Source organism: Bradyrhizobium sp. SEMIA (assembly GCF_014844175.1).
GTDB lineage: Bacteria > Pseudomonadota > Alphaproteobacteria > Rhizobiales > Xanthobacteraceae > Bradyrhizobium > Bradyrhizobium arachidis.
In genome coordinates this window covers 5752895-5777984 of the sequence record NZ_CP046601.1, presented here as the reverse complement: position 1 = coordinate 5777984, position 25090 = coordinate 5752895, and the positions used below count along the sequence as shown (strand labels likewise).

The window sequence follows — 25090 nt, the reverse complement described above, 5'->3', positions numbered from 1 at the left end:
GCCGGGCTTGCGGTGGACGCGGCAGCGTCGGGCGCGAAAGTGCGGGCAGGGCGGATTGCTCTCCGTGAGCCCAGAGCTTCGCGCGGACAGACGGCGCTGTCAGGGGGCGCTGGATGACTTCTGCCGCCCGATTGATGCGGCGCGCACACCTGATGGCGTCTCGCCGAAGCGTCGGCGGAACGAGCGATCGAAATGAGAAAGGTCACCAAAGCCGACTGCAAACGCGATATCAATGATGGCCAAATGCAGATGGTGCGGGTCAGCCAACATCGCGAAGGCACGCTCAAGCCGACACCCTGCAAGGTGCTCGGTGAACGACTTTCCGGTCCCTTCGAGCAATTTTTGCACGTATCGCCGCGACATACCGAGCGTTCCAGCAACATTGTCCAGATCGAAATTGGGATCGCCGAAGCGTTGCGCGACCTCCGCCAGGATCGCCTGAAGCTTGGCCGCCTTCACACCACGCTCCGTAACCATGTCTGCAGCTTCGGCGGTCGGCCCGAGCGTCGCGGCCACGAGATCGAGGAGATGTACGCCGACGGTGGACGCCAGTTTTGATGACGGAGGTTGTTTGAAGGATGCGAGCGACCGCAGGTAGCGACCGAGCAATCTAAGCGCCGGTCCGCGATGCACCGGCCGACCTGAAAGATCTTCCGGCTGCGCAACCAGAGACCTAAGGGCAGCAGCCTGCACGGTCACGAATTTGACGCTGCCGCCACGCGGCCCAAACACGCGCAGCGGCCTTCCCCGGTCAATCAAACAAGCGGAGCCAGCGTCATAGACATTTTCCTGGCCAGCATTTGCAAATTGGACCGGTCCAGCCTCGACGATGTTCAGTCCGAATTGGTCACGGCTATCCTTGAGGTGGTGCTTGCAACGGATGAACTCCACCGGCGTGGTGACAATGCTACAAACGCCAACCGCGCCGAGCGACAAGTAGGTGACGTCGATACGTGGGCGGCCGCCGTTGTGATCTATCACGTCCAAGGCAAGGTTCAGCCGCGCAAACTCCTCTCGGAACGTGGAGAACCGAGCGCGCTCTGGCAGCATCTCGGTCGACCATCGCAAAAGCGCAGATGAGTTTGACATGCCGGTCTCCCGTTTCGGCGCCCAACCCCGCAAGAGCGACTGGACTATATCGGACTGCGCTTCGGTGCAGGTGTGAGGTGGATTACAAGGGAGGACTTCAAGAAAATGACGAGGAATTTCCCGTCAGACTTTCGATGCTGACACGGTTCGCATCGAGGTTGCGATGATGCGCGAAATTTCGTAACGGCCCGAGAAGATTTCCGCGTAGCCGCTACGAGAAGACTGCAGATCATTCGGTAGATGATGGAGGCCTCACTGCGGCCAATCCTTGCAGAGAGTGATGCCGATCATGATCAGCGAGCCGATTGCGACCGCCACCGGGCAGATAAAGGGCAACTCTTCCAGCACGCTGATAAAGACTGCCCGCAATCGAAGAGTTCTCTTCATATGCGCGAAGCGCAAACCTGCCGCACCCATCGGACATCTCCGTTTAGCCCCCAGCAGCAGCGGTCTGATATTCCGCGCCAAATGGGGCCGAGCTATTACCAGTTCGGGTGTTCCTTAAAGCAAGGTGAAGGAACCCTTTAGCTCGTAAGGACGCGCGTTACCGGCAGAATGATCCGCGTCGTGATAGGCCACGCGGCTTTGATTGGACACTAGGCACACCGGGGTCGTTCATGCGATCCGAGGCTTTGCTTGGCTAGGAATATCGCCGCATGTGGAACTGGATGATGCTCGGGCTGGAAAGCAACCGCGTGATCGGCCTGCGGATGGCGAAGCTGATGCGCGGCGGCAAAGCCGCTCAACGTGAAGCCCAACTCATGGTGAGTGAGAAATTCTTTGCGGCGGCGAAGGCCGGTAAAAGCCTGATGGCCGGGGCATCCGGAGACAAGATTGTCGCGCAGTATCGAAGGAAGGTTGCGGCCAACGCCAAACGGCTCAGCCGCAAACAAACACACAAGCGAAAATCGCGCTGATCCTTCGACGGCGGGGCTTACTTGCTCTGCTGCTTAACCGCCCACAGCCGGTAGGCTTCGTCCTTGTAGAGATCATCTTCGGTTGGCGGCGGGATCAGCTTCGACTAGCAGCAATCGTTGGTCAGCATGTTAGCTTGGAGGCGATTACTCCGGATGAGCCGGGCCGGGCGGTCGTACGCAAGTGGGTTCTCTTGTGGCGACGTTTCGACTAGCCTCGCTAGCTCGGCCAGCAGCCGCTGACCACGCTGCACCATGTCAGACCTGCGGTGCACACTTCAGGCAGGCGCTCAAAGGGACAGAAGCGCTATTGCCGCGAGCACCGTGTTGAGGGCACCGATCGCAATGATGGCGGCCGTTACGATCCGGTCATGCCTCATCTTACTTCCCCAGCGCTAGAGAGCGGTATTTCAGCACAGTACCTGAGCGGGAAAAAGGGCCAATGCCTGACCTTTAGCGAGAGTGCTGCAAATCAGAACTGATCCTGCACGCGCCGATATGCCGGATGCTTCGCGTTCTTCACCCACTCAAAGACTACCAGGGCGAACGGCTCAGGCTGAACGGCGGGATTTTCCATGCGGATGGTGCTTGAAGAAGAGATCAAGCTTCACAGGTTCGCCGGTATCTCGCCAGAACAATCTTTTGCCCATGCTGCCCGCCACCGCCAGGCGATGGTGGCCCCCGAGCAGAATATGATCATCCGTTGCTATGGCGATGACCTCGCCGGTTTCATCAACGATGACTTTCATGCAGCGCCTCCAATGCAGCGCGCGTCCGTCAGCGCAGCGCGATAATACGCAAAAAGTAAACCTTGTGTCGGTCTCCGCGTTCCAACCGTGAAGATCACGGCTTGCGTAAGCCACTCCGCGCACCCCATTTCTGTGCGAGTTGGTACAAAACGAAAGCGCGAAATCAAAAACTGCAAATATCCTCACACGGCGCGGTCGCGCTACCCCCGGTGGCTGCGGGCCCCAAAATAACTTGAGGCTTGAAAGGGGCGGTCCCCTCCAGGGCGCTCGTCGCGTCATCGCGCGTTTGGTCTTATGATCTAGGGGCGGAGGCGAGGTCGTCGACGAAACTCGGTGCGGGCACGTAAGCGCCTCGGGATGCCTCGGATTTCGCTTTGTTCCGCTGGAGCTGCGAGCGTCTGTGCGTCGCCCGTCGGGCAAAACACCCGCGAGGCTGTCAAGAGGGCTGTCTAACGTAGCGAGATCGCGATCGGCACTTCATCGGGACCCGAATGGTTGAACGAACTTAAGGTTCGCATCACAAGAGAGGGATCGACGAAGATCGGCAAGCATACCACGATCTGTGCCGGGATCGAGACCGGCAAACGGAAGCTTGATGTGGCGATCGAGGGCTACGAGAGCGGAAACCTGAGAGCCCGCCTTTGAGATCAATGACCGCGCTTCTGAACGTCCCCACCATCCGCAACCACCTCCGGCGCCATCGCAGCCCAGGCGTTGGACGCGAATTGCCGTCGCCAGGTCACGACCACCACCGCCGCGGTGCTGACGAACAGCACCCAGGGGCTGACGAACCAGCCGAGATAGCCGAGCGCGAAGAAGAAGGCGCGCTGGCCGCGGTTGAAATGGCGGCCGGCGGATTCGAACACGCGCGTGGTGCGGATGACATGGGCTTCGGCTTCCGGCGTGCCGCGCTGCGAGGCCGGCGGCATCCCGCCGAACAGGATCGCGACATAGTTGAACAGGCGATAGGCCCAGGCGAACTTGAAGAAGGCGTAGACGCAGATCAGCACGAGGCCGACGCATTTCAATTCCCACATGGCGGGGGAGGTGCTGAGATCGATCGGCAGCTTGCCCAAAATGGTGATGGCGTCGTTGGTGGCATGCAGCAGCGCCAGCGCGCCACCGAGCGCGAACAGGCTGGTGGAGGCGAAGAAGGCGGTGCCGTTCTGGAGCGAGGCCATGATCTGCATGTCGACCATCCGTGCCTCGCGATCGAGCAGGCGGCGCACCCAGACCTCGCGATAGCGGTTCATGCGCGCCGACAGGCTGTCGCGGCCATAGGCCGAATGCTCCAGCGTCAGTGCATAGACCAGCCATTCGATGATGAAGAAGCCGACGGCGGTGATGTCGACCCAGTGCCTGCTCATGTCTCTCTCCTCGCGGAGCGGCAACGATTGCCATGCATGGCGGGACGCAGCAACGATTGATTGGCGGCAGGCGATGGCGCTAAAAGCGGCTGCATCCAGAAGACTCGGGAAGGACCAGTGACATGGCAGCGCTGAAACTCGCGATCGGCAACAAGAACTACTCGTCATGGTCGATGCGGCCCTGGCTCGCGCTCCGCGCCAACGACATTCCGTTCGTGGAGACCGTGATTCCGCTCTACACCGACAATCCCGCGGACAAGGAGCAGATCCTCTCCTTCAGCCGCGCCGGCAAGGTGCCGGTGCTGGTCGACGGCGACATCACCGTGTGGGATTCGCTCGCCATCATCGAATACATCGCCGAGCGCTATCCGGAGAAGAAGCTGTGGCCCGACGACGTCGCGGCCCGCGCTCATGCCCGTTCGGTGTGCGCCGAGATGCACTCCGGCTTCATGGCCTTGCGCAACGAATGCGGCATGAACCTGCACCGCCCCGTGCGCCCCGTGACGCTGTCGGCGGACGCCAAGGCCAACATCGCGCGGGTGCAGGAGATCTGGCGCGAGTGCCGGACCCGCTATGGTGCCAACGGACCGTATCTGTTCGGCCGCTTCGGCGCGGCGGATGCGATGTATGCCCCGGTCGTGCACCGTTTCCGCACCTACGCCATCGAGGTCACACCGGAGACCAAGGCCTACATGGACACGATGATCGCGATGCCGGCGTTTCAGGAATGGACCCGCGACGGCATCGCCGAAACGCTTGTCATCGAAAAGTTCGAGACTGCTTAACTCATGAATGTGATTGCGCGCCGCTTGACGCCCTGTGCGAGGGCGGCGCCCAATCGCCAGGGAATGCAAGGAGAGGGCATCGTCGCAAAGCTCCAGCAGTCCGGCTTCGGCGAGCAGGTCAAATCCTGGCTCGGCGATGGCCAGAACCTGCCGATCTCGGCCGACCAGCTCCGGGCCGTCCTTGGCAACGACACCGTCCGCCAGCTGGCCGCGCGTTACAACATTCCGGTCGATCAGCTGGGCGAGATCCTCGCCCAGGAACTGCCCAAGGCGGTGGATCATGCAAGCCCCGACGGCCATTTGCCCCATACCGCCTGAAGCGGGCCGTTCCGGCGTTACCAGCGGCCGCCCGGTTCCCTGGCCATCATCCTGAAAACACTGACAGATCGGGGTGTTTGCCATGCCTGTATACTGCTGGCCAAAGCGGCCGGCCGCGTGCTATACAGCGGCCCGGGTTTAGCCGGTCCGTCGCAGTGGGACCCTGGGCACGGCCGGCGCTGTTTGAGTGATGGAGATGGGCGTTGAAGCATAAATTCCCCGTGGGAGCGCGCGTACTTTTCACGGCCAGCAACGTCGCGCGCCCTGCTGCGAGCGGCTCGTACGAGATCATCCGCCTGCTGCCGACGGAAGGCGACGACTGCCAGTACCGCATCAAGAGCTCGACCGAAGCCTTCGAACGCGTCGCCAAGGAAAGCCAGCTCGCGCTGTCCTAAGGGCTACCTGCGCCTTGTCGCGCCTCAAGGAATTTGTATCCTGCCGCCGTCAAAAGGCCGCTTCACCTTCGCAAGGTGAGCCGGGGCCAGTTGCCGACTCGCGGTGCTCGCTTGACCATTCGCTCTCAGCTCGCGTGAGGGGACGTCGCGCATGGACTGGGCTTGGGCCACTTCGCTCGACCAAACCTGGCGCTCGTCGGCTTTCCCGATGTGGATGACGCTGGCCGCTGCCGGCTTCTTCGGATTGATTCTGCTGATCACGCTGCTGCGCGCCGAGAGAACGGTCGCCAACGGCGCGCTGGCCGTGATCGCGCTGCTCGCCATCGTTATCGCCGTCGCCGCCACCATGCGCCTCTATGGGTCGCTCGGGCACGAGACGCCGGTTGCTGAAGGCCGCGCGCAGGCCACGGTCGTCGCGGGCCTGCCGGCGCTGTCCTGCCTCGACGAGCTCGCCGGCGATACCGTGGCCGCCGGCTGCGAGAGGGCGCTGTTCGGCGCGCCCGACGCGGCCGCCGCCGCCGTCGTCTATACGGCAAGCCGGATCGACCGGCTGACCGCGCTCGGCGATGCCGCGACCGCCGAGAAGAGCCTGACACAAGACATGAAGTTGCTGCGCAAGACGCTGGAGCACGATCGCTACGGCCTCGTCGCCCAGGTGCTGGTCGCGCGCGACGGCTGCACGCAGTTCGATTGCCCCGCGTTCCGCTCGCTGACCGATCAGCAGCAGGTCGCCGCCAACATGGATTCCCATCTCTACGATCAGCTGGTCGCGCGCTACGCGCCGACCTGGGGCGCGCCCACGACGCCGGGGGCGCTGCCGGCCAATGCTGCGCTCGCCGGGCTGCCGCCGTCGATGCCGACGGGTCCGCCTGCGTGATGAAATATTCGGCGTTCGGGAAGTGACGCGATCCGTCGTCCGCCATGCAGCCGCCGCAATGGTCGATGTGCGCGTGCGTCATCACCACCGCGTCGACGTCTTTCGGATCGATTCCCGCCAGCTTGAGGCTGCTCATCAGCCGGCCAGTCGTCGGACCGAATAGCGTCAGGCTTCCCATCCCAGTATCGAACAGGATGAGCTTGTCGCCGGTATTGACCACCAGCGCGTTCTGCTGGAGCACGAAGCTGACGTCTGTCGTGACTCACTTGAGCGACTGGCGCAGCGCCGCATTTCGAGACCAAAATCGTAGATTGCAACCGTAGCAATCGCGCTGGGCGCCGAAAAACGTCAAGCATTCAACAGAATGTAGAGGAGGGAGTATCCGTCGTTCGGAATTGAAGCGCATGAGCCTTCTCGCTCGTCAAGATCCTTTGGCTTGCATCGACTACTTGGCGATAGGGGCTTTCCGCACCATTCGGACGTTTCTTGGCCATGTGGCAGCTTCCTTAGCGTTACAAACCGGCAGACCTGCGATCCTTGCGACGTACCGCTTCTTCGTGCAGTCGACGCTCGACATACGCCTCTATGCTGCGCCATGTGATCTTGCGAGACGAGCCTTCTAAGTAGCTTTCCAGCATCCCAGCATTCAAAAGCTCATAAGTTTTTGCCCGTCCTATTTTCAATACTGTCATCGTTTCTTGAACGGTAGCGACTAGCGCCGGTCGAGCATGAACCAACAGGTCAGCGATGCTTTCGGAGCTTTTCTTCATATAATCTGCCTCTCACTTAGGATGACAAGAACCCGAGTCATGCTCGATACGGCAAAGCCGCGCCCCCGCACTCACTTGCCGAAAGCGGGGTTAATTGGCGTCGGATCCATTGCGCGTTCGAGGGAGATCGCACCGAGCACTGATTCCAAATGGGCGATAGTTTCCCTGGCGGGGAGTACCCGCTCTTTTGAAAGTTGGCGTAGCTCGGCTGGCGCCGGAGCCCAACGATAGTTGTAGCCCTGGCCGCACTCGCCGCGGTGCCAGCGTCTGATGGCTTCTGCGATTGCCCACGGAGGAACGCCTTCGAGGGCGACGAGATAAGCCTCTGCGCGCGCGCGGCCTGCTTCGGAAGTGCCATTTGGAATTGGATACGCCAGCAGGAGATTGCCGACTAACGCGAGCCGTGCCTTCCGATTTTCCGTTCCGTTGTCCGCTTCTGAAGCCGCGCGCAACTCGGCGATCTTTTGGCGAATGCAGAGCCGCTGGTCATCCGTCAATGTTAATCCTCCCGAGAGGTACGTCCGGGTCGCTAGTCCCGGGTACTTGACTGTTCCCAGCGATATCCGCCGCCAAGCCAGACATTCCGGAGAGGAAATCAGCGCCAGAATGTCGACGGGACGAACCGTAAGTTCGTTGGCCATTGTTGTTTGCCGCTGGCTGGTCGAGCCAACGCTCCTGATTGAGCCATGTTGCCGGATTGCAAAATGGTCGGTCGTCAGATTTGTTCGCGTAGTCGTTCAACGCCGGAAACAGCGCGTCCGGCGTGACCTTATGTGAGGCTTTGTCGAGGGCTTTCATGGCGTCGGCCTTGCCGACCTTGTTCGGAAATGCCGCCCAAAACCGCTCGCGATCGGCGTCAGTCCAAGGAGTAGCCAGCGCGCCTGCGCGCGGCCTTTCTTTTCGTTGCGTTTGGATTCTAGATTCTAAATTCTGCCCTTTAGCTTCTGGTCTATGGGCTTTATCCAGGGGGTTAACCTCGGTCTTAAGCTTGGGGTTACCGCCAGTCTTGCCGTTAGCCTTATCCCGCTCGGCCTTTTCATCGTCACGTTTCATGCGACGAGAGAAGATGGTCCCGTCTTCAGTGCGACTGAAAACTCCTGCCAGCTCAAGCTCTCGCAAGAGTGTTGTCGTTTCGCGAAAGGTTGCACCGCAAAGACTGGCGAGTTGCTTTGCGCCAATGGTGTTGCCATGAACGATCAATGAACCGCGCGGATCGGCCTCATGCATTATACAAAGCATTTCCATCCACAAACCGCGTGCTGCGAGGGAGCACATACGCAGGGCGGGATCAGCCCGCCAGTCTGCAGGATAGAACTTAAGCCATGGCAGCTTGCGTACGTCTGGCTTGATCATGACTGGCGCCGAGATTTGCGCAAATCGATCCACTCAAGGACTTCATTCAAGTCCCAGCCAATACGGCGCTCGCCCAGCTTAATGCGTTGGGGAAAGAGACCCGCTTGTTCGAGTCGCCAGATGTGCACATCGGAATATGGCACCAGCCGCCGACGCTCGGCTGATCCGATTATTCTCGCGTCACAATTCTCGGTGCGAATGCGAGCCATTTCTCCAACCCCGTATATTCAGGTTGGGTGTGGTAATGGTAGGTAAGGTGTTGCTCAATCCAATTTCAATGCAACGCTTTGGACATCGCATGGCGCAAAGGAAGAAATCTACTCGCTACAAATCAAAGATGAACCTCATCGTGACTCGCCCACTTCTCACCGAGGGTGGCGAAGACATCGGGCTTTGGATGGACCACAGGATTGAACTCTTTAGAAAACTTAGAGAGTTTAAAATCCCATTGGCTGTCATAGACGCCGTCGAGAGCCTCGGCTGGAGCAGGTCAGCTCGTTGGGTGACGCCATCTGGCAAGAAGCCTCAGAGCGGCGAAAAGGCGATTCTCCGGCTAATGCCTAGGAAGAAGCTGCGAATGACGGCTAACGATCAAGAAGAGTATAAGGAAGCTTGCAGGAAATTTGACGCAGCTTTCGAGGTCCCCGGATTCGCGGGGAACGCAGGCGAAGTCCTAGCTCTCTGTTTGCTTAAGGAGCTGCGTTCGCTTGGAGACGGACGAAACTCCCCCGTAAGGACACGTGGTAAGCTGGCGCGGTCGGTCATTGCAGCGGCAGCAATCACTTTGCTCGAAGACCAAGCCGATGACGGCACCTTTTTAGCTGAGCTTTTGCGTGAACTTTTATCCGTGAAGCTTCCAAGCCCTGAGGACACTAGGCATTATCAAGCAAGAGAAGCGGCAGCGCAGATTGCTGCGCAAGCTCCGCATCTAGGCGTACGAGCAATCGCTACTGCGGTAGGTGTCGATCCAGGCACGGTGTCGAGGTGGCGGAAACAACCATCGTTCGTTGCGAAAGCTGAAATGTTTCAAAGAATTTTGGCCGGACGGTCGTCCGTCAAAGATCCTAATTGAGCACCACTTTGGCTATAGGAGCGGTCTGGCACGTTCGACCGCGAAGGTTAAGCCTCGTGAGGGCCGCAGCCGCGTGTCGGACCAACAAATGGACGCGCGCTTCAACGCACAGCTTTCTTGGGCCGGAGCACCCTTTCCGGAGCGCTTTGCTCCGGCGACGGGCCGACGCGGCGGGCGCAACGCCGCGGACCGCGAGGGATCGGAGGGCAACCAAGTACGCGAGGTCGATTGGGCCTTCTCCCTCGTCAAGAGCTTCAGATTGGGGCTTTTCCCGGACTGAAGGCGGAAAGGGGCGAAGCTGTGCCCGGTCCCGAGGACGGGGGCTCTTGGGACAGCAAGCTGATGGATAGCTGGCGGTCGGGAGGCGCTGCGATTGCGTTAAAGCTAGCGAGTCACCGCCTCTAAGATAGCTTGAGACAGTGGGTGAGACACCCTGTATCTAGGGCCAATGTCTCACTCCGGGGCACGACCGTCGCAACAAATGCATGCGCACCTTAGTCAAATCGACAGGGGAAGCGAAAGACCGAGCCCTCTTACGAGCCGTTCAAGGTCGAATCCCGACCCTTGAGACAGCGAGTCACCGCGCGGACATGGATGAGACAGGTGTCTCAATCTTCACCGGCACGAAAATCCACGCTGGGACAATAGCTTAGCATGAGACGCCCCGGCCGCCGAGGGGAGAGACACCAGCAGCTTCAGCGCTTATTGCGTACTTCGCGACCAGGTTTGCTCGCCGGCGATTTGAGCAGTTCTGCGGGTTCTACCCGCAGGACAGTGGCAAGCTTGCCGACGATCTTTAAGCTCGCATAGAACGCGCCCTTTTCTAGCTGACTTAGGTAGCTCCGACTTATCTCCGCTTCATACGCAAGATCGTCCTGCGAAAGCCCTTGAGCGTTTCGCAGCTGGCGAAGATTCGTTGCAAAAACTTCTCGCAAGTCCATGCGAGAAGCGAAGACATCTGTTCAAAATATACACCTCGATATATAGAACAAAATGTGGTCCGATACCGAAATCGTTTGACTGCGTCTGCCATTGAGGGAGCCCAATATGAGGGCGTTGGTGACTATTCTGGCGTTCATGCTCGGAATGATTATCGCCGGCTGCGCCGTCGCCCTTGTAGGTGAGCTGGTATTTGGCGGCAGTCCTTACAGAGGACCGACTTGGTTTATTTACGCGGCCGCAGGAGCAGCACTCGGCACAGGTTGGGGGGCGGCGGAGTGGGCGCGGAGCCGCTTTATCAATTCGAGCCCTTCGCAAAAGAAAGCGATTTCGAGCATCGTCGGTCTGACCGTAATTATGTGCGGCGTCCTGCCTGCCGGCAAAATCGTTGGCAACTGGGCGGCCGACTTCGGCGCAATGCCCAGAGAGATCTCTCAGGCGGATCGCGCCGACATCATCAACCTCGTCAGGCAGCAGTGCGAGTTTGAAGCGCCTCGAAAAGTCGTTTTCCAGGGAGCCCGCGCTTCCCGTGTTTCTTCTTTCTGCCAGTGCTATGGCGACGCCGTTGGCACCATACTTACTCGCGCAGATGCAGACTTCATAATCGAGAAGGTCTCCATGCCCACTGCGCTTGAAAAGCGCACTCAGGATCTCGGTATCGAATGCCTGAAGCGATCCGGTGTGCTCTGACTGGCTCCATGATAGATTACAGACCCTACGACGCGCCCCTAGGGAGTAATTTCGCTTGCGATCAAGGCAGAGAGATGCATATGCGGTTCAAACCTGAACAGCACTTCAAAATGGCGGATCGATTGAGTTGGCAAGCCTTCGATGAGCCAGATCTCAACAGAAGGAGAAGGTTGGAATCCCTGGCGCGGGTCTTCCGGAGACTCGCAGTAAATGCGTACATCCCAACGGACGTCGGCATGAAACGGCGAGATTGGAGCGAATTCGATGTAGAGGCCGGGTTCGTCGGGTTTATCGATCCACCTTCACCGTGGGACACTTTGGAAGAGTGGCAGAGCTATGTAGAGAACCTTGAACAACTGCCACCTTCGAGACATATGAGGCTGCTCCTTGAGGAAGCTGAAGAGACAATCGTGAAGAAGAAGCTGGGCTTGTTGTAAATTTTGACTCGCCTGACGCTTGCTTGTCGTGGCTCCAACCAACAAATCCAAAGCCTCTACAGCGCGTCCTACTGAGTCGAAGTACAGAAGGGGCAACAACACATGGTCGGGCAGGGCACTCAATTGGTAATCTCGCGCATGGCGGGACGATGGCGGAATCAGAAGCTTCTCACTGAAGTGGGCCTGACCTCGCCGCACTCGTTCAAGCCCGGGGTTTGCGGTTTTCAATACAGATCGCGCAAGCCTCAGTCTCACGACCGCCCCCTCGAACAGGTGATGAATCCCGTGACGCCTATAGCTTCCCGTCAACGTTTCACGTAAAAGCTGTGAAACGACGGAGGGGGGATGGGGCACGACCCGGAGAAGCTCAAGGCGTTCTGGGAATATTGCAGCTCGTGGAGAAGCCTTGCGACGGCCCAAATTGCCGGCAACGCGGCGGGACTGGCCTATTGCATAAAGGTCCTCGACATCGCGTCGCCTCGGTACAATACGGGAGCGTTCATAGTTCTCTTCGGGATTGGACTTCTGCTAGGGGCCCTGTTTTTTCTCATCGTCTCGATGTTGAAGGCGGGCATGACGACAGCGATCGTTGCGCAAGAGCCACCCACGAATAACCTCAGCGACAAGGCTACCTATTACTTTGGTCTTTTCAGCTTATGGGGATCAAGCGCATGCTTCACCGCAGCGATTTTGCTGTTCATTTATCGGTTCGAAGTGATGTAATGGCAGCTGGGTCGCGGCCCCAAGAGACGCCCGCTTAAGCCGGTGTCTTATGGAGGGGCCGGAATCGAGACAGGCCATCGGACGGGGCTGGGGCTGTCTGGTAAGCGCCTCGAGGCGGAAAACGCTCAGTTTGCGGTCACTGTCTTCGAGCCGCTGTGCATCCGCGTGGCGTAAGGAGGTCCTTCAGCTCCAGCGGGCAGGGATCGGTACGGCCTCGGCCGAAGCCTTGTTGAGCCGTATGCAGGCCAAGATCGAGAGCCTCTGTGCCCAGCGAGACGAGCTGAACGATGGCACCAAGCACTTGGCGAACTAACTGCGGTTGGCGTATCCTCGATGAAGAAGTCAGGCCAGCTTGTCGGAATCAGCGTGATACCGATGCTGCGCAGGTGATCGTGTCCCCCTAGCTGGACTGCCAATTCGCCGGCAAAGCGGTCAGGGCTCTCGACTAGTATGGTCTTGACGCCATTACCAGCATGCGGTTGAGCATTGCCGCAAAGCCAGGCCGCTCGGCGATGGGATCGGCACCACTCGCAGCGGCGTCATAAAACTCATCGACAAGTTCGTACCCATTCGCCTTCGCGAAACTCTCAATGGCGGCGCTGCCGGCGATCACTATCCTTATCAGCACCCACGTTCGCTGCCGATGAAGTCCTCAGGTAAGCCACGGCTTCCAGCCGTTTTGTACTTTGTCTCATGGGTTTGCACCTGAAATAAGTACGGATTTCTTGAGAAAAGGCTGACGGCGCGGGCTGAAGCGAGACGGGCGGCGCTTGCCGTGAGCCAAGAAGACACGCTCACTAGAAGATGGCAGGGCTGAGTTTGCGGAGCTCCGCGGAACGGGGCTCCTCCAAACCGGAAGGGCTAAAGCATTGAGTTGGCGACCATTTGCATTAACGCGTCGAAGAACAACGTGAGCAGCTACGGTGAGAAGCTACAGATCGAGGCCGGCAAAATTTGACAGCGCAAATTGAAGGAGAGTAGGGCAGCTTGGTAGTATGCGGAGGCGCCAGGGCTTTCACTGTCTGGCGCACGTCGATCGCGACCCAGGCGATCAAGCTTCGTGACCACCAGGACATCCGACGCTCAAGACGCACCCATGCTCAAAATGAGTGCCACTATTTTTGAACAGCTTGCGAGCAGGCGACAACAAGGACAGCCAAAGGTGCCATACTCGCCCTGAATGAGGTTTGATTCGTTTCAGTTCTTCACCTGATAACAATCCGGTCGCGGCGAGTTTGGGGTTCGCAACTTGCATTCCGAGCGGCCTTGTTCTGCTGGGGGTGAGGGTTCAGCGAACCGCCTGTAATTTGAACGATGACGTTGAAATGACTGGGACATACCGGGGACAAGTCGTGAGCTTGCTCGCACCTTGGTTTCCTCTCGGCCAGCAGAACGCGCTTGCGCTACCCGCGACACGCCAACGGGCGCCGGCTAGGATCCGCTGAATGGCGCAGTTCATCAGCCATGGTCCCGATATTCCCGAGCGATTGCTGCAGGTGCATGAGGATGGGCGCGTTGTTTTCTTTTGCGGTGCAGGAATCTCTTACCCGGCGCGCCTGCCTGGTTTTGGCGGCTTGGTGGACAGGCTCTATTCGTCTTTGGCTATTAGACCCAGCGCGGTCCAGCAATCCGCTATCAAGACCGGGCAGTTTGACACCGCTATCGGCCTGCTTGAGGCTGAGATTGTTGGTGGCCGCAAGGCCGTGCGTCGTGCGCTGACCGGCATTCTGAAGCCTGACCTTAGCGCGCCAAATGCGACGGCGACGCATGAAGCCTTGCTGACTTTGGGGAGAAACCGCAAGGGCTTCACACGAATCATCACCACCAACTTCGATCGTCTGTTCGAGGAGGTGCTTGCCGCAAAGTCGCTATCGATCGAGCGTTTCCAGGCTCCGCTACTTCCGGTGCCGAAGAACCGCTGGGATGGCTTGGTCTACCTGCATGGACTCCTCAGTCTCGCACCGACAGCAGGTGAGCTAGATCGTCTGGTTGTCTCAAGCGGTGACTTTGGTCTAGCCTACCTTACCGAACGTTGGGCTGCACGTTTTGTCAGCGAGTTGTTTCGCAACTACACCGTATGTTTCGTCGGTTACAGCATTAATGACCCGGTGCTGCGCTACATGATGGACGCATTGGCCGCTGACCGCCTGCTCGGCGAGTCGTGGCCGGAAATGTTCGCGTTCGGCAGCTATGCCAAAGGCAAGGAAGACGAGCGCGCTAACGAATGGCGGGCGAAGAACGTCACGCCCATCCTCTACCGCGAACACAACCGTCACGCCTATTTGCACAAGACTCTTCGCGCATGGGCTGATACCTATCGCGATGGTGTGCGCGGCAAGGAGCGCATCGTCGTCGAGTCTGCTATGGCACGCCCCTTGGCGAGCACTCAGCAAGACGACTTCGTCGGCCGTTTGCTGTGGGCGTTGAGCGATCCAGGCGGCCTACCTGCCATGCGATTTGCCGACTTAGATCCGGTGCCATCGCTTGATTGGCTGGAGCCCTTGAGCGAAGACCGCTATCGCCATGCGGACCTAGGCCGCTTCGGGGTTCCGCCGATTGCGACAGTAGACCGAAATCTCGCATTTAGTCTGACCCGCAGGCCATCGCCGTATCCGCTGGCACCCGCCATGGCGATCGTCGATACCGGCTCCCGCGCCAGTCGTTGGGACGAAGTGATGCGGCACTTGGCGCGCTGGTTGATTCGTCATCTCAACGACCCCAAACTTTTGTTGTGGCTAGTCAAACGCGGCGGTCAGCTGCACGATGATTTGGCTAGGCAGATTGACCGCCAACTGAACGATCTGGCCAAACTCGAACGCGATGGCAGCACGACCGAGCTATCGCGCATCCGTGAAAGCGCGCCCAACGCGATCCCTGGTCCGCTAATGCGTACGCTGTGGTCGTTATTGCTCGCTGGGCGTGTCAAATCATGGGTGCGCGCCATCGACCTTTATCGCTGCATCGAGCACTTCAAACGCGATGGGCTGACCGCCACTTTGAGGCTGGAACTGCGAGAGGCGCTGACGCCATACGTATTGCTGCGGGAACCGTTCCGCTGGCGAGCCGATGATGGTGAGAGCCACGAGCCTGAGCGCATTGACGAGTTGGTTGGATGGGAGATCGTACTAGCGACGGATCACGTGCATTCCATCCTGCGCGATCTGCCCAACAATGGGCGTTGGGTGACCGCACTACCGGAGCTGCTTCCCGATTTTAGTGCTCTGTTGCGCGATGCCCTCGATCTCATGCGAGAGCTCGGCGGCGCGGACGACAGGAGCGATCGCTCCTACATTAGCCAGCCTTCGATCAGTAAGCACCTGCAGAACCGAGACTCCACCGACTGGACCGCATTGATCGATCTAACGCGGGACGCCTGGCTAGCGACGGCAGCGCAATCGCCAGAGCGGGCGGCGCTCGTGGCAGAGTCTTGGTGGCATCTACCTTATCCGCTCTTCCGTCGTCTTGCGTTTTTCGCGGCCGCGCAGGGCAACGTGCTATCCCATCGCCGCGCGCTCGATTGGTTGTTGTCCGATGATCAATGGTGGCTGTGGTCGGGGGAAACCCAACGGGAAGCAATCCGCTTGCTGGTCGCACTGGTACCGCAACTTGATAAGGCGATGCTGGTAGAGCTTGAGCGGGCCATCCTTTCCGGGCCTCCTCGGGCCATGTTTAAGGACGACATTGAGCCCGAGCGCTGGGCCCGGCTTGTGGATCGGGAGATTTGGCTGCGACTGGCAAATGTCGCTGGGACTGGCACGGTCTTGGGTGTGAGAAGTCAGGAACGGTTGGCCGCACTTGTTGCACAGTATCCAGAGTGGAAGCTAGCGGCGGATCACCGCGATGAATTTCCATTTTGGATGGGCGATGGCGACGAGCTGCGCAAGTTCGTCGCCACACCGCGTCGTCGCCGTGATCTGATCGAATGGCTAAGGCAGCAACCTGGCATGGATCACTGGCAGGAAGACGACTGGCGGCAACGCTGTAGCGACGACTTCTCTACCACCGCTTGTGCCTTGTGCGCGTTGGCCAAGGAAGGGGTCTGGCCGGCTGATCGGTGGCGCGAAGCCCTGCAGGCGTGGTCAGAGGAAAAGCTTCTCAAGCGCTCTTGGCGCTATATGGCGCCGGCCGTAGCTGAGGCACCTAGCCAGGTACTGCAAGACCTTGTCCATAGTGTCAGTTGGTGGTTGCAAAATATCGCCAAGACCTTCGAAGGTCAGGAAGCACGCTTTTTCAGCCTCGCGGGCCGCATCCTTGCGCTCGATTATCAGGACGACGCCAATAGCGGCGAGCCCGTCATGCGCGCCATCAATCACCCGGTGGGGCTTGTAACGGAAGCGCTACTGCGCTGGTGGTATCGACGCTCGCTGAAGGATGGGCAAGGCTTGTCTAAAGAAATTAAGCCCATCTTTACTGAACTTTGCGATGCGCGGATGGATAAGTTTCGGCATGGTCGGGTCGTGCTGGCAGCCCATTTCATCGCACTGTTCCGCGTGGACGGGCAGTGGACGACGCAAAGCCTCTTGCCGCTTTTCGACTGGCAGCACTCCGAGGCTGAAGCGCGCTCGGTCTGGGAGGGCTTTCTGTGGTCCCCGCGTCTGTACCGTCCGTTGATGGAAGTGCTTAAGCCTGCCTTCCTCGATACTGCGCACCATTATGCGGCATTGGGCGAGCATCGCCGTCAATACGCATCGCTGCTGACGTTCGCCGCCCTCGATCGAGGGGACACGTTCACCGTCGCCGAACTGGCTGGCGCCACCCATGCGCTGCCACCGGATGGTCTGTATGAGACAGCACAGACGTTGGCGAGAGCGCTGGAAGGTGCAGGTGATCAGCGTACTGACTATTGGACCAACCGGATCACCCCGTATCTCCACGCCATCTGGCCCAAGACCCGAAACAATGGTTCGCCTGCGATTGCCGAGAGCCTTGGCCGCCTGTGTGTTGCAGCACAGAATAGGTTTCCAGATGCGTTAGCGCTGCTAGGCGCCTGGCTGCAATCGGTGGCCCACCCTGATCTCTTGGTGCATCTCCTTCATCAGGCCGATCTGTGCGGCAAGTTTCCGGGGCAGGCGCTCGAATTTTTGGACCGGGTGATTGGCAGCGAAGTGCTGTGGTCTCCCAGCGAGCTCGGTGCATGTTTGAAGACGATTGAAACAGCGTCCCCAGAGTTGACTGCAGATCCGCGATTCCAACGGTTGTCGGCGATCGCGCGTCGGCGGTGACAGCACCTTGTGGCATCGGTAGAGACCGCAACAAATATGTGGGCCGCTAAGCGTAGATCCAAGCTCCGGGACTCTCCGCGTCGAAGAATGTGACTTTCTCAACGCCTGCTTTTTCGAGCATGCTTGATGCCCTATCGATCATCTTCTGCTCGCCCCGATAAACGCTCACCGCCACGCTCTTCGCTCGTTTCGTGGCGCGCTGGATCAGATGTTCATCGTGGGCCCAGAACCCTAGCCCATAAAAGGCGACGGCATCGCCGAGCGAGTCGAGCACCTCGAAATGGACGCGCGATAGGTAGTTCGATCGGCGGATCGCGGTCAGTTTTTTTTCGGTTGTCCCCTCGCTTACAAACAACGGGGTGACCGCCCCTTGCTCCCACTGGTCGGTAATCGTCTGGAGCAGGTTCTCGCCGCCGGCTGCGATTTTTATCTCGCTACCCTCGGCCTCGGTCCCGAGGCAGAGATTGCCATGCGGATAGAAGTAGAGCGTCGCGCCATCGGCCCGGTAGGGCTGCCTGAGAACCTGCCAGTCATCTCGAAACGTTGCCTTGCCGTCCGCCGTTATGAACCCGTCCTTGAACCACCGGCCAAACCCGTCGTCGTTATTCCACATCGCAGCCCAATAAAGCATCAAATCGTAGTTCGCCGACGTCACCGTTTGGAACCCCTTGAGGAAGGAACCCATGGCGGAAAAATGCTTCTTGACCTCGTCGTAGGCTGGATGGATCGCATGGACTGTTGAGATGAGGGACTTGCGCACTTCGGCGTAAGCTTCATCGACGCGATTGTTGCCGATCTGCAGAGCCTGGTTGACGAGGGTGGCCTGCCAGAGCCGCCTGAGCACTAGCTCGAAGTCCGTCGAGTCGAACGAGGTGAACACGGCTCGCGTGGCACTCGTGAGAAAGTTACCGTCTTGCGCAGCCTGGTAAAGTGATGGGTAGTTGAAGCGGTCGCTTATCCCGATGCTGGCTCCATTCCCTATGATTAGCCCCTGCGAGAAGTGCTTTTGGATCGCGGCCCATTTCACAATAGTTGTCATAACATCTTGCCCCCAAGAGTTCTCTATAGTGCGTCAGGAGTTCTTGAAGCTCAAGGCGGCATTGATTCAACCCATCCGGGCGGTCATGCATGCCGCGACCTTCTTGGCTGACATGGGATTTCAGTCGATGAGGCGAAACGCGGCAGTCGAGCTCGGACCTTCTCGAAGCGCTCCGTCGCCCGCATGCGTCGCACGTTCGTAATCAGATCGGGAGATCGTTGTGGACTTGGCCCTCTGGTAGAATGTGCTCAGGACGGCGAGCGTCTTCGCTGGCCCGTCTGAATGGCCGGCTTCGAGGATCACCGCTCCTCCAAACGCTAAAGCTAAATTATTGCGTACTCTGAAATTTTCGGCATGCGACCCGATGTTTGCGCGAATAGCTACGGTGATAAGCTACAGATTGGCCCGCGCGGCGAGCAGGCGTGAAGGGCAGGGCACTTCGCCATCCGTCAAATCACAAGAGCTGATCGCTTTCTATAGCGTCCAATCTATCGTGACCTTGTCGGCTCTCGGCGTGGAGCGGACCTTCGAAAGGCGACGGACTTCTCGAACGGGCCATTAGCTGACGTAGGCTCATCGACGTTCCGGCAAGCCATGCCGCATTGGCCAGCCAGCAAGCCGAACCAGTCCAGCTAAACGGTACGCTCGGGAAATCGACCCAAAATGATGGATCACTGTCGACGCCGCGGGCAAGTGCGGTTCATCATCAATGAGCCCTATTGTTATCTTACCTTCCCGCCGCGCCAAGACCCGCAGGCCGCGCAGGATATCTTCGGAACGATAGCGCAGGACACAGGCCAGCTTAGACTGCTGCGACTTCCGCCTAATGAGAGTGCCTTCCTTCCTCCGCCTGCAGGCTGCAAGGGTAATGTCCGAATGGCTACGACGTGGTAATTTAGCCAGCTTTCGCGCTTTGGTGATCGAGCCGAAGCGTTTAACGTAATATCCGCTTTTGGGCGTGCTGCCATTCTGATCGATCAGATTGGCCGAGGTATATCCGAACTGTTGCTCAAGCTGGCGCAAACCGCGAAGAAGCCGCGCGTCAGTCCAGCGAATGCCGTGGTAGTATTCATCACATCCATTCGATTTTCGACGCTCCCAGCTGCGTTTTTGTACTTCGCTGTGGGGAATGACGGGAAGTCCAGCCTCTTTGAGCGCGCGGGGCAATGAGCCGAGGTGCCGCCGTATGTAATTATCTGAAGGGAGGAAGATACATTTGTTGATAAGCCTGTTCGTGATGTACCCGTGGGCCGCGTGCAATTTCCGCAGCCCCGCCATTATCTCCTTTCTACTCCAGTGCTTTCCGTTATTGCCAAACGGGGAGACGGGCGGCGGCCTGTAGCCGACCGCTTCGTACGCGGCATGAAGCGACCCGAAGTGAGAGGCAACGGTCTCTGCCGATGGGACGTCTTTCGCGCGTTCGATCAACTTTTGCTTCAGGTATCCTTCGCGGGCGAACAGCCTTTTCAGGGCGGCCTTGATGGCTTCCTCGTCCCACAATCTGTGCCGTGCCAAGCGCTTCTGTGCGTCTTCGAACAGAGTAACCGGCACGACAGGCTCGAACGCGGAAAACCTCGTCCATGCAGATTCGGGATTTCGTATAACCGGCTTTTGCAGCCTGTGGATCGTCCGATTGTATGTCATTCGGCCGATGCACAGTTCGCTCGACAGGATTCTCCGAATGATCGCAGGGCTAAGCACGCTGCCAGCCTGTCCTCTTATGTTTTCATCGGCAAGGCATCGCGCGATCTTCTTGATTGACATCTCGTCACGAACATACATCTCGAAAATGCGCCTTAAGACCTCCAGCTCTTCGGGCGGGCCTGGGACAACGACGACCTTATCGTTGCTCAGTGCCTTTCTCTCGCCCTGTTGCAGGAGCTGCTTGGGGTTGCGTGCAGCGTCGACTAACACCCTCCGGAAGCCATAAAGGACCCGCGAGCCCTGGCGAAAACCAAGTTCGGCCTGCTGGCGCTTGGCACGAGCTAACTTGCCCGAGAGCTCCCGGCTATATTCACCAGCCATCACTCGCTTCAAATGCTTGACGATGGTCGTGACGGGAGCGACATCTTCGCCGAAAGGCTCGGCGCAGTACACGACGCTGATGCCAGCTTGGCGGCACAGAAATTCATAGTGCGCGGCCTGGTCGGGATTTTGAAAGCGCCCCCATCTGCTGACGTCGAGTACCAGGATTGCCTCGAACAAACGCTTTGCGCCTAGGGCATCGCTGAGGAGCTGCCGAAGGGCATCCCTTCCCTTCAAGGACAGGCCGCTCTTTCCGGCATCAATGTAGGATGCAACGACTTGATAACCGTGCTGCTCTGCGTACTCGGCGATCGCATTCCGTTGATTCTCGGTCGAGTAGCGCTGGTTTTCCGACGACATCCGCAGATATTGCGCGGCGCGGACCGGACCGTGGGCGCTCGGCGCGGGATCGCAGGACATTGAAAATGCCCTCCGCTATCTGTCGCTGCAGCAGGCAACTCACAGTCGCCATCGATCCCTTATACTCCGCCTCAGCGCTCCAGTGGAGGATATTCCTGCGAGTTCTTTGGTCTGCTTAGGGCCAGAAGGAGACATTTTTGGTGCAGCGTGGGGCGGCCGAGAGGCGGCCGCCCTCGACAGGGAATGCTGAATTAGCAAGCGTGTGCTCGTATGTCCAAAGCAATGGAATTAATCGTCGCCGGTTATGTAAAGGCGAAGGACCGGCGGGCTTTATCAGATCTTCTCTCACACCGTCGCAAAGTGGTCGCACAGCTTGAGGCCGTGACAGGTATCAATCCTGCTAGGGCGTTGGAGGCGGTGCGCGACGAGTTGTTGATCATTGAAGCGGGAATTGAGGAGCTAAAGCCGCCCGCCGGCTCCATGCCGGAGAACGAGTACAACTAAGATGCGCCGCTCGGACGGGCAGCGTAGCGACGTGCCACGCCAGCCGACGCTGCTCCCCAGATCGAGACGTCGTACCGCTCGTGCACCAGGGCTGGACTTCTCCTTTTTCTTCTGCGTTTCGGCGCATGCCACAACGGCTTACTCGTCTGGGTGGTTGGCTTTCTTCTTGTCGTGCAGTTCGGCGATCAATCGTTTGATGCCGTCTAGCGCTTTCTGGTCGTTGATGCGACCCTCCAGGAAGCGGTAGCGCGCAATCTGCTTGTCGAGAACGCCTCACCCGCGTTCTGCTGGAGCACCGCGTTGCTGAGCGGCAGGAAGTTGTCGGTAAGCTGCTTGTCCATCTCGGCAGCGCTAAGACCATTGAAGTTCTTGTGGGGGTCGCCGAGGCGGCAGCGGCCCGTCGGTCACGATCGTTGCTTCAAAATCGCCAATCTTGAAGCGATAGAACGGGGCAACCTGGGTGCCGAGCTTCAGGGCCTTGGCGAATGCTGGGCTGAGCGAGCCGAGAGCGCCCATCGCTCCAACTGCAGAGGCTCCGATCAGCAAGTTACGGCGTGATACCGCATGGTATCCGGCCATGTGCTTCCTCCTTTTCGTCGCATCATTGGCGCTTATGCGCGAGCGAACGTTACCGCAGCCTGGGCCGCGCTTCGAGCAGAAAGTCGCAAAATCCGGATGAGGTCCGGTCGCCCCGAGCATGTTGCCGATGCCTGTCGTCGCAAAAGCCGTTCCGAAGGGAGAAGTGCCTCGACCTATTCATGAACGGATTGCAGGGGGCCTGTGATCGACTACAACGACCTTTCGTGCCCCAAGGTCGTTCCTTCATAGATTAATCGTCCGGCTTCTCACGGGTTATCTCCCCGGTCTTGGGGTCTGCATGGAATTCCATCTTCTGTCCGTTCTTGATGACTTTGCCCTCCCACCGGCCATCGTCGGCTTCAATTCGGGTGACCACCGTGTAGCCGGACTCTATGACCTTCGCCTTCACCTGTTCAATCGGCATCCAGTCGGGACCAGGTTGGTCGGCATTTGCCAACGAGCTGACGGCGAGGAATCCGATTACCGTGATTGCGGCTGACGACGACTGACGGAAGGGAAATGGATTCCGAAACACCTCGGTCGAACGGTTAGCTGCCGGCGGTGAGTTCCCGACGTTACATTCGCGAACGTCTGGGCCGGAAGGAGCTGCAATGGGCAAAAAGACGACGACTGATACCATTAAGGCGGCCGCGCTTTATATGCTGAGAAACGGGTTAGCCAACTATCAAGAGATAGCTCAACTGTCTGGTAGATCCCGGCAAGTCATCCGCGTTTGGGGTAAAAAGGTCGACGCTCCAGCAGCCCGAAAGCGCTACCTTCGAAAAATCTGGATCGATGTCCATCGATCGCTTCGCTGACGTGACGTCTGGCCTACTTGGGAAACAGCTTGTCGCGAATATAACGCGAGGTCGCGGTCAGCCGGATGCCGCTCGGCTTCCGCCATACGGCCCGGTCGATCTCCTTCGGATCGCCGATGACCAGCTTGCCTCTGGCGTTCTTGGCGACGAAGATCGCATCGCTCATCTTCCGCCCCGATCGCTTGTTTTTCGCCGTGACCTCCTTCCAGAGGCTTACGCGTCCAAGCTTGAGTTTTGGCAGCTCCTCTTTGATTTCTCGGCGCAAGCATTCCTTTTCGGATTCGTTCGGGCGACGGCGGCCGCCCGGAAACATCCAGCGGCCGTCCGACCGACGCCTCACGAGGAGCACCTTGCCACGCTTCGCAGCAACTAGTTTCGATGATTTCGTCATAGCCAGCCGCAACGACCAAGAATCAGCGAAATGGTAACTTATCTCTTCGGCTAGACAAGTTTGGCGGCCGCTCGCCTAATGCCGCCAGGGTGGCTGCTTCACGTCTGCTTTGGGTCTTGGCCGTGTAAAAACGGCCTTACAGGCGTCAGTCTTAAAGCCAAAACTGAGCCGACCTCAGGCCACGATCGCGGCGATCAGCGGCCTGATCCCAAGGATATTCATTGCTCGGGTCAGATTATAGGCCAAAGCCGAGAGGGCCATCTCAGCGGCTAACCTTTGGAAGGGTTTTGGTCAGGAAGTGCGTCGCTCCCATGCGTGCCTTCATCGTGCCGAACGGATGCTCAACAGTCTCGCGACGAAGGCGCATAGCGAGCGGGTTCGCATCGAGCCGCTGCTGTACGGCGTCGAGCAGATCCTCGTGCTCCCATCGCGTGATCCGTCGCTCTGACCCGGGCGTGCACTGGGCCTTGATCGAACAATTCTTGCAGGCATTGGTCCAGTAGCGCCGCAGCATCTTGTCGGCTTCTTCGTTTGTATAGCGATACGGCAATCGCTCTCCGGCGGGACAACGATAGGCGTCTTCCTCCGGCAAATAGACAAAGTCCTGCTTACCGAAGCGTCCGTCTGACTTGGCGCCCGAAGTCATCGGCTTGGGCAGAGTTACCGTGATGCCGACCTCGTGACAGGCGAGGATCTCTGGACTGCTGAAGTAGCCACGATCGGCAACGGCCTCGAGCGTCTAGTCTTCAGAACAGCCTTCGCCTGCTTGGCCATGTTGGCAAGTTGTGCTCGATCTGAGCCGCTGTTCGTCACCTCATGCGCGATGATCAGGTGATGGTCGGTATCGACAGCAACTTGGACATTGTAGCCGACAACGCCGGATCCGCGGCCACTGGTTGCCATCAAACGGCTATCCGGATCGGTCAGCGAGATTTGCTGATCCGGCGAAGCAAGCATCTGCTTCTCGGAGGCAGCAAGCTTGCCATTTCCTCCTTCAGCTTTGTCAGCTTCTCGGTAAGCCTCGTCACCTTCGCCGCCAGCGCCTCGCTCGGCTCCTGTCGGTCGGCCGTGTCAAGTTGGCTCAAGTAGCGCGCGACGCTCTCCTCCAACTGAGCACGTCGCCGTTCCACCTTCGCGCGCGTGAAGTTCCTGTCCCGGTTGTTAACGGTCTTGAACTTGCTGCCATCGATGGCGACGCTCGCTGTCGCGAGCAGGCCCATCTCGCGGCAAAGTTCGACGAAGCGCGCGCATACCTTGCGCAGCGCCAGGCCGTTGTCCTTGCGGAAGTCCGCAATCGTCTTGTGATCGGGAGCGAGCCGACCCAGCAGCCACATCACCTCGACATTGCGCCCGGCCTCTCGTTCCAGCCGCCGGCTCGATTGCACTCGGTTCAGATAGCCGTAAATGTAAAGGCTAAGGAGCACCGAGGGATGGTACGACGGCCGACCGGTGGCCGCCGGCTCCGCACCCTCAAAGCCCATCTCAGCCAAACCGAGCGCATCGACAAATACGTCGATCACGCGAACTAGGTTACTCTCGTCAATGAAGTCATCGAGGCATTCAGGCAACAGCGTCCGCTGCCCACGATCCGCCTCTTCAACGAAGCGCCTCATCGATCCCCCCAAAAGAATCACAGGAGAATCATAACAGCAGCCCGCCGTTTTCACACAGCCA

At 58.8% G+C, this 25090-nt stretch carries 25 protein-coding genes and 4 pseudogenes; 12 read left to right on the top strand and 17 right to left on the bottom strand.

The window, feature by feature from the left end; translation table 11 throughout:
• Positions 1 to 99 precede the first annotated feature (99 nt).
• On the bottom strand, positions 100 to 1089 hold the full coding sequence (locus tag FOM02_RS28225; protein WP_084334351.1) for a helix-turn-helix transcriptional regulator: 990 nt from the start codon (positions 1087 to 1089) through the stop codon (positions 100 to 102).
• Between the two features lie 252 nt (positions 1090 to 1341).
• Positions 1342 to 1506 (bottom strand): hypothetical protein, encoded by a 165-nt coding sequence (locus FOM02_RS28220; protein ID WP_167381162.1) that lies wholly within the window; start codon positions 1504 to 1506, stop codon positions 1342 to 1344.
• A gap of 239 nt (positions 1507 to 1745) precedes the next feature.
• Between FOM02_RS28220 and FOM02_RS28215 the strand changes: the two genes are divergently transcribed.
• Positions 1746 to 2006: a hypothetical protein gene (locus FOM02_RS28215; protein ID WP_027559707.1), complete on the top strand. Its 261-nt coding sequence runs from the start codon at positions 1746 to 1748 to the stop codon at positions 2004 to 2006.
• A 548-nt stretch (positions 2007 to 2554) separates the two neighbouring features.
• Here FOM02_RS28215 and FOM02_RS28210 read toward each other — a convergent pair.
• Both FOM02_RS28210 and FOM02_RS28205 read right to left on the bottom strand, forming a co-directional pair.
• Positions 2555 to 2752, bottom strand: a complete 198-nt coding sequence (locus FOM02_RS28210; RefSeq protein WP_084334349.1) for a hypothetical protein — start codon at positions 2750 to 2752, stop codon at positions 2555 to 2557.
• Between the two features lie 647 nt (positions 2753 to 3399).
• Positions 3400 to 4119: a DUF599 domain-containing protein gene (locus FOM02_RS28205; RefSeq protein ID WP_027559705.1), complete on the bottom strand. Its 720-nt coding sequence runs from the start codon at positions 4117 to 4119 to the stop codon at positions 3400 to 3402.
• Between the two features lie 122 nt (positions 4120 to 4241).
• Between FOM02_RS28205 and FOM02_RS28200 the strand changes: the two genes are divergently transcribed.
• From FOM02_RS28200 to FOM02_RS28185, 4 genes and pseudogenes are all read left to right on the top strand, one after another.
• On the top strand, positions 4242 to 4904 hold the full coding sequence (locus tag FOM02_RS28200) for a glutathione S-transferase family protein (RefSeq protein ID WP_027559704.1): 663 nt from the start codon (positions 4242 to 4244) through the stop codon (positions 4902 to 4904).
• A 75-nt stretch (positions 4905 to 4979) separates the two neighbouring features.
• Positions 4980 to 5222: pseudogene (locus FOM02_RS28195) on the top strand (YidB family protein); the annotation flags it as partial.
• A gap of 203 nt (positions 5223 to 5425) precedes the next feature.
• On the top strand, positions 5426 to 5617 hold the full coding sequence (locus tag FOM02_RS28190; protein WP_027559703.1) for a hypothetical protein: 192 nt from the start codon (positions 5426 to 5428) through the stop codon (positions 5615 to 5617).
• 151 nt (positions 5618 to 5768) lie between these two features.
• A pseudogene (locus tag FOM02_RS28185) lies at positions 5769 to 6488 on the top strand (hypothetical protein); the annotation flags it as partial.
• A gap of 61 nt (positions 6489 to 6549) precedes the next feature.
• On the opposite strand, the pseudogene FOM02_RS28180 reads toward FOM02_RS28185, so the two are convergent.
• The 5 genes and pseudogenes from FOM02_RS28180 to FOM02_RS28160 form a co-directional block, all read right to left on the bottom strand.
• A pseudogene (locus FOM02_RS28180) lies at positions 6550 to 6735 on the bottom strand (MBL fold metallo-hydrolase); the annotation flags it as partial.
• A gap of 271 nt (positions 6736 to 7006) precedes the next feature.
• The gene (locus FOM02_RS28175; protein ID WP_265440300.1) at positions 7007 to 7264 is read right to left on the bottom strand and encodes a DNA-binding protein; all 258 of its coding nucleotides are present in this window, start codon (positions 7262 to 7264) and stop codon (positions 7007 to 7009) included.
• 71 nt (positions 7265 to 7335) lie between these two features.
• The gene (locus FOM02_RS28170; protein WP_265440298.1) at positions 7336 to 7761 is read right to left on the bottom strand and encodes a hypothetical protein; all 426 of its coding nucleotides are present in this window, start codon (positions 7759 to 7761) and stop codon (positions 7336 to 7338) included.
• The gene (locus tag FOM02_RS28165; protein WP_265440297.1) at positions 7751 to 8617 is read right to left on the bottom strand and encodes a hypothetical protein; all 867 of its coding nucleotides are present in this window, start codon (positions 8615 to 8617) and stop codon (positions 7751 to 7753) included. The genes FOM02_RS28170 and FOM02_RS28165 overlap by 11 nt, the downstream gene beginning before the upstream one ends.
• Positions 8614 to 8826: a helix-turn-helix transcriptional regulator gene (locus FOM02_RS28160; protein ID WP_265440296.1), complete on the bottom strand. Its 213-nt coding sequence runs from the start codon at positions 8824 to 8826 to the stop codon at positions 8614 to 8616. Before FOM02_RS28160 ends, FOM02_RS28165 begins: the two co-directional genes overlap by 4 nt.
• A gap of 35 nt (positions 8827 to 8861) precedes the next feature.
• Here FOM02_RS28160 and FOM02_RS28155 point away from each other — a divergent pair, with 35 nt between their 5' ends.
• Entirely contained in the window at positions 8862 to 9689 is an 828-nt protein-coding gene (locus FOM02_RS28155) for a hypothetical protein (RefSeq protein ID WP_265440294.1), read from the top strand.
• Positions 9690 to 9777: 88 nt separating this feature from the next.
• Entirely contained in the window at positions 9778 to 9969 is a 192-nt protein-coding gene (locus tag FOM02_RS28150; RefSeq protein WP_265440293.1) for a hypothetical protein, read from the top strand.
• 415 nt (positions 9970 to 10384) lie between these two features.
• Here FOM02_RS28150 and FOM02_RS28145 read toward each other — a convergent pair whose 3' ends face one another.
• Entirely contained in the window at positions 10385 to 10630 is a 246-nt protein-coding gene (locus tag FOM02_RS28145) for a helix-turn-helix domain-containing protein (protein WP_265440292.1), read from the bottom strand.
• 118 nt (positions 10631 to 10748) lie between these two features.
• Here FOM02_RS28145 and FOM02_RS28140 point away from each other — a divergent pair, with 118 nt between their 5' ends.
• The 3 genes from FOM02_RS28140 to FOM02_RS28130 all read left to right on the top strand — a co-directional run bounded on the left by FOM02_RS28140 (position 10749) and on the right by FOM02_RS28130 (position 12478).
• Positions 10749 to 11318: a hypothetical protein gene (locus tag FOM02_RS28140; RefSeq protein WP_265440291.1), complete on the top strand. Its 570-nt coding sequence runs from the start codon at positions 10749 to 10751 to the stop codon at positions 11316 to 11318.
• Positions 11291 to 11755: a hypothetical protein gene (locus tag FOM02_RS28135; RefSeq protein ID WP_265440290.1), complete on the top strand. Its 465-nt coding sequence runs from the start codon at positions 11291 to 11293 to the stop codon at positions 11753 to 11755. Before FOM02_RS28140 ends, FOM02_RS28135 begins: the two co-directional genes overlap by 28 nt.
• 345 nt (positions 11756 to 12100) lie before the next feature.
• Entirely contained in the window at positions 12101 to 12478 is a 378-nt protein-coding gene (locus tag FOM02_RS28130) for a hypothetical protein (protein ID WP_265440289.1), read from the top strand.
• A gap of 445 nt (positions 12479 to 12923) precedes the next feature.
• Here FOM02_RS28130 and FOM02_RS28125 read toward each other — a convergent pair whose 3' ends face one another.
• Entirely contained in the window at positions 12924 to 13091 is a 168-nt protein-coding gene (locus FOM02_RS28125) for a recombinase family protein (protein ID WP_265440288.1), read from the bottom strand.
• Positions 13092 to 13923: 832 nt separating this feature from the next.
• Between FOM02_RS28125 and dsr1 the strand changes: the two genes are divergently transcribed.
• Complete coding sequence (gene dsr1 / locus FOM02_RS28120) at positions 13924 to 17700, top strand: anti-phage defense-associated sirtuin Dsr1 (RefSeq protein WP_265440287.1); 3777 nt, start codon at positions 13924 to 13926, stop codon at positions 17698 to 17700.
• A gap of 46 nt (positions 17701 to 17746) precedes the next feature.
• On the opposite strand, the gene FOM02_RS28115 is transcribed toward dsr1, so the two are convergent.
• The gene (locus FOM02_RS28115; RefSeq protein WP_265440285.1) at positions 17747 to 18739 is read right to left on the bottom strand and encodes a DUF4917 family protein; all 993 of its coding nucleotides are present in this window, start codon (positions 18737 to 18739) and stop codon (positions 17747 to 17749) included.
• Positions 18740 to 19312: 573 nt separating this feature from the next.
• On the bottom strand, positions 19313 to 21184 hold the full coding sequence (locus FOM02_RS28110; protein WP_265440283.1) for a recombinase family protein: 1872 nt from the start codon (positions 21182 to 21184) through the stop codon (positions 19313 to 19315).
• Between the two features lie 210 nt (positions 21185 to 21394).
• Between FOM02_RS28110 and FOM02_RS28105 the strand changes: the two genes are divergently transcribed.
• Positions 21395 to 21628 (top strand): hypothetical protein, encoded by a 234-nt coding sequence (locus FOM02_RS28105; RefSeq protein WP_027565102.1) that lies wholly within the window; start codon positions 21395 to 21397, stop codon positions 21626 to 21628.
• 351 nt (positions 21629 to 21979) lie between these two features.
• Here the strand turns inward: FOM02_RS28105 and FOM02_RS28100 are convergent, their stop codons facing one another.
• From FOM02_RS28100 to FOM02_RS28085, 4 genes and pseudogenes are all read right to left on the bottom strand, one after another.
• A complete protein-coding gene (locus FOM02_RS28100; RefSeq protein WP_141263476.1) occupies positions 21980 to 22207 on the bottom strand; it encodes a twin-arginine translocation signal domain-containing protein in 228 nt (75 codons plus the stop codon).
• Between the two features lie 250 nt (positions 22208 to 22457).
• Positions 22458 to 22847, bottom strand: a complete 390-nt coding sequence (locus FOM02_RS46925) for a PepSY domain-containing protein (RefSeq protein WP_084335150.1) — start codon at positions 22845 to 22847, stop codon at positions 22458 to 22460.
• A gap of 191 nt (positions 22848 to 23038) precedes the next feature.
• Positions 23039 to 23416 carry an NUDIX hydrolase gene (locus FOM02_RS28090; protein ID WP_027565100.1) on the bottom strand — a complete coding sequence of 126 codons (378 nt, stop codon included), beginning with the start codon at positions 23414 to 23416 and terminating at the stop codon, positions 23039 to 23041.
• Between the two features lie 174 nt (positions 23417 to 23590).
• Positions 23591 to 25029, bottom strand: a pseudogene (locus tag FOM02_RS28085) (IS1182 family transposase).
• Positions 25030 to 25090: the final 61 nt, after the last annotated feature.

What these genes read in the sequence shown, in the direction of transcription:
- FOM02_RS28215 (WP_027559707.1), top strand. Translation starts at nt 1,746, where the DNA reads ATGTGGAACTGGATGATGCTCGGGCTGGAAAGCAACCGCGTGATCGGC.
- FOM02_RS28160 (WP_265440296.1), bottom strand. Translation starts at nt 8,826, where the DNA reads ATGGCTCGCATTCGCACCGAGAATTGTGACGCGAGAATAATCGGATCA.
- FOM02_RS28130 (WP_265440289.1), top strand. Translation starts at nt 12,101, where the DNA reads ATGGGGCACGACCCGGAGAAGCTCAAGGCGTTCTGGGAATATTGCAGC.
- FOM02_RS28145 (WP_265440292.1), bottom strand. Translation starts at nt 10,630, where the DNA reads ATGGACTTGCGAGAAGTTTTTGCAACGAATCTTCGCCAGCTGCGAAAC.
- FOM02_RS28200 (WP_027559704.1), top strand. Translation starts at nt 4,242, where the DNA reads ATGGCAGCGCTGAAACTCGCGATCGGCAACAAGAACTACTCGTCATGG.
- FOM02_RS28225 (WP_084334351.1), bottom strand. Translation starts at nt 1,089, where the DNA reads ATGTCAAACTCATCTGCGCTTTTGCGATGGTCGACCGAGATGCTGCCA.
- FOM02_RS28210 (WP_084334349.1), bottom strand. Translation starts at nt 2,752, where the DNA reads ATGAAAGTCATCGTTGATGAAACCGGCGAGGTCATCGCCATAGCAACG.
- FOM02_RS28205 (WP_027559705.1), bottom strand. Translation starts at nt 4,119, where the DNA reads ATGAGCAGGCACTGGGTCGACATCACCGCCGTCGGCTTCTTCATCATC.
- FOM02_RS28155 (WP_265440294.1), top strand. Translation starts at nt 8,862, where the DNA reads ATGGTAGGTAAGGTGTTGCTCAATCCAATTTCAATGCAACGCTTTGGA.
- FOM02_RS28090 (WP_027565100.1), bottom strand. Translation starts at nt 23,416, where the DNA reads ATGACGAAATCATCGAAACTAGTTGCTGCGAAGCGTGGCAAGGTGCTC.
- FOM02_RS46925 (WP_084335150.1), bottom strand. Translation starts at nt 22,847, where the DNA reads ATGGTATCAGTCGTCGTCTTTTTGCCCATTGCAGCTCCTTCCGGCCCA.
- FOM02_RS28110 (WP_265440283.1), bottom strand. Translation starts at nt 21,184, where the DNA reads ATGTCCTGCGATCCCGCGCCGAGCGCCCACGGTCCGGTCCGCGCCGCG.
- dsr1 (WP_265440287.1), top strand. Translation starts at nt 13,924, where the DNA reads ATGGCGCAGTTCATCAGCCATGGTCCCGATATTCCCGAGCGATTGCTG.
- FOM02_RS28165 (WP_265440297.1), bottom strand. Translation starts at nt 8,617, where the DNA reads ATGATCAAGCCAGACGTACGCAAGCTGCCATGGCTTAAGTTCTATCCT.
- FOM02_RS28135 (WP_265440290.1), top strand. Translation starts at nt 11,291, where the DNA reads ATGCCTGAAGCGATCCGGTGTGCTCTGACTGGCTCCATGATAGATTAC.
- FOM02_RS28115 (WP_265440285.1), bottom strand. Translation starts at nt 18,739, where the DNA reads ATGACAACTATTGTGAAATGGGCCGCGATCCAAAAGCACTTCTCGCAG.
- FOM02_RS28105 (WP_027565102.1), top strand. Translation starts at nt 21,395, where the DNA reads ATGTCCAAAGCAATGGAATTAATCGTCGCCGGTTATGTAAAGGCGAAG.
- FOM02_RS28175 (WP_265440300.1), bottom strand. Translation starts at nt 7,264, where the DNA reads ATGAAGAAAAGCTCCGAAAGCATCGCTGACCTGTTGGTTCATGCTCGA.
- FOM02_RS28220 (WP_167381162.1), bottom strand. Translation starts at nt 1,506, where the DNA reads ATGGGTGCGGCAGGTTTGCGCTTCGCGCATATGAAGAGAACTCTTCGA.
- FOM02_RS28100 (WP_141263476.1), bottom strand. Translation starts at nt 22,207, where the DNA reads ATGGCCGGATACCATGCGGTATCACGCCGTAACTTGCTGATCGGAGCC.
- FOM02_RS28150 (WP_265440293.1), top strand. Translation starts at nt 9,778, where the DNA reads ATGGACGCGCGCTTCAACGCACAGCTTTCTTGGGCCGGAGCACCCTTT.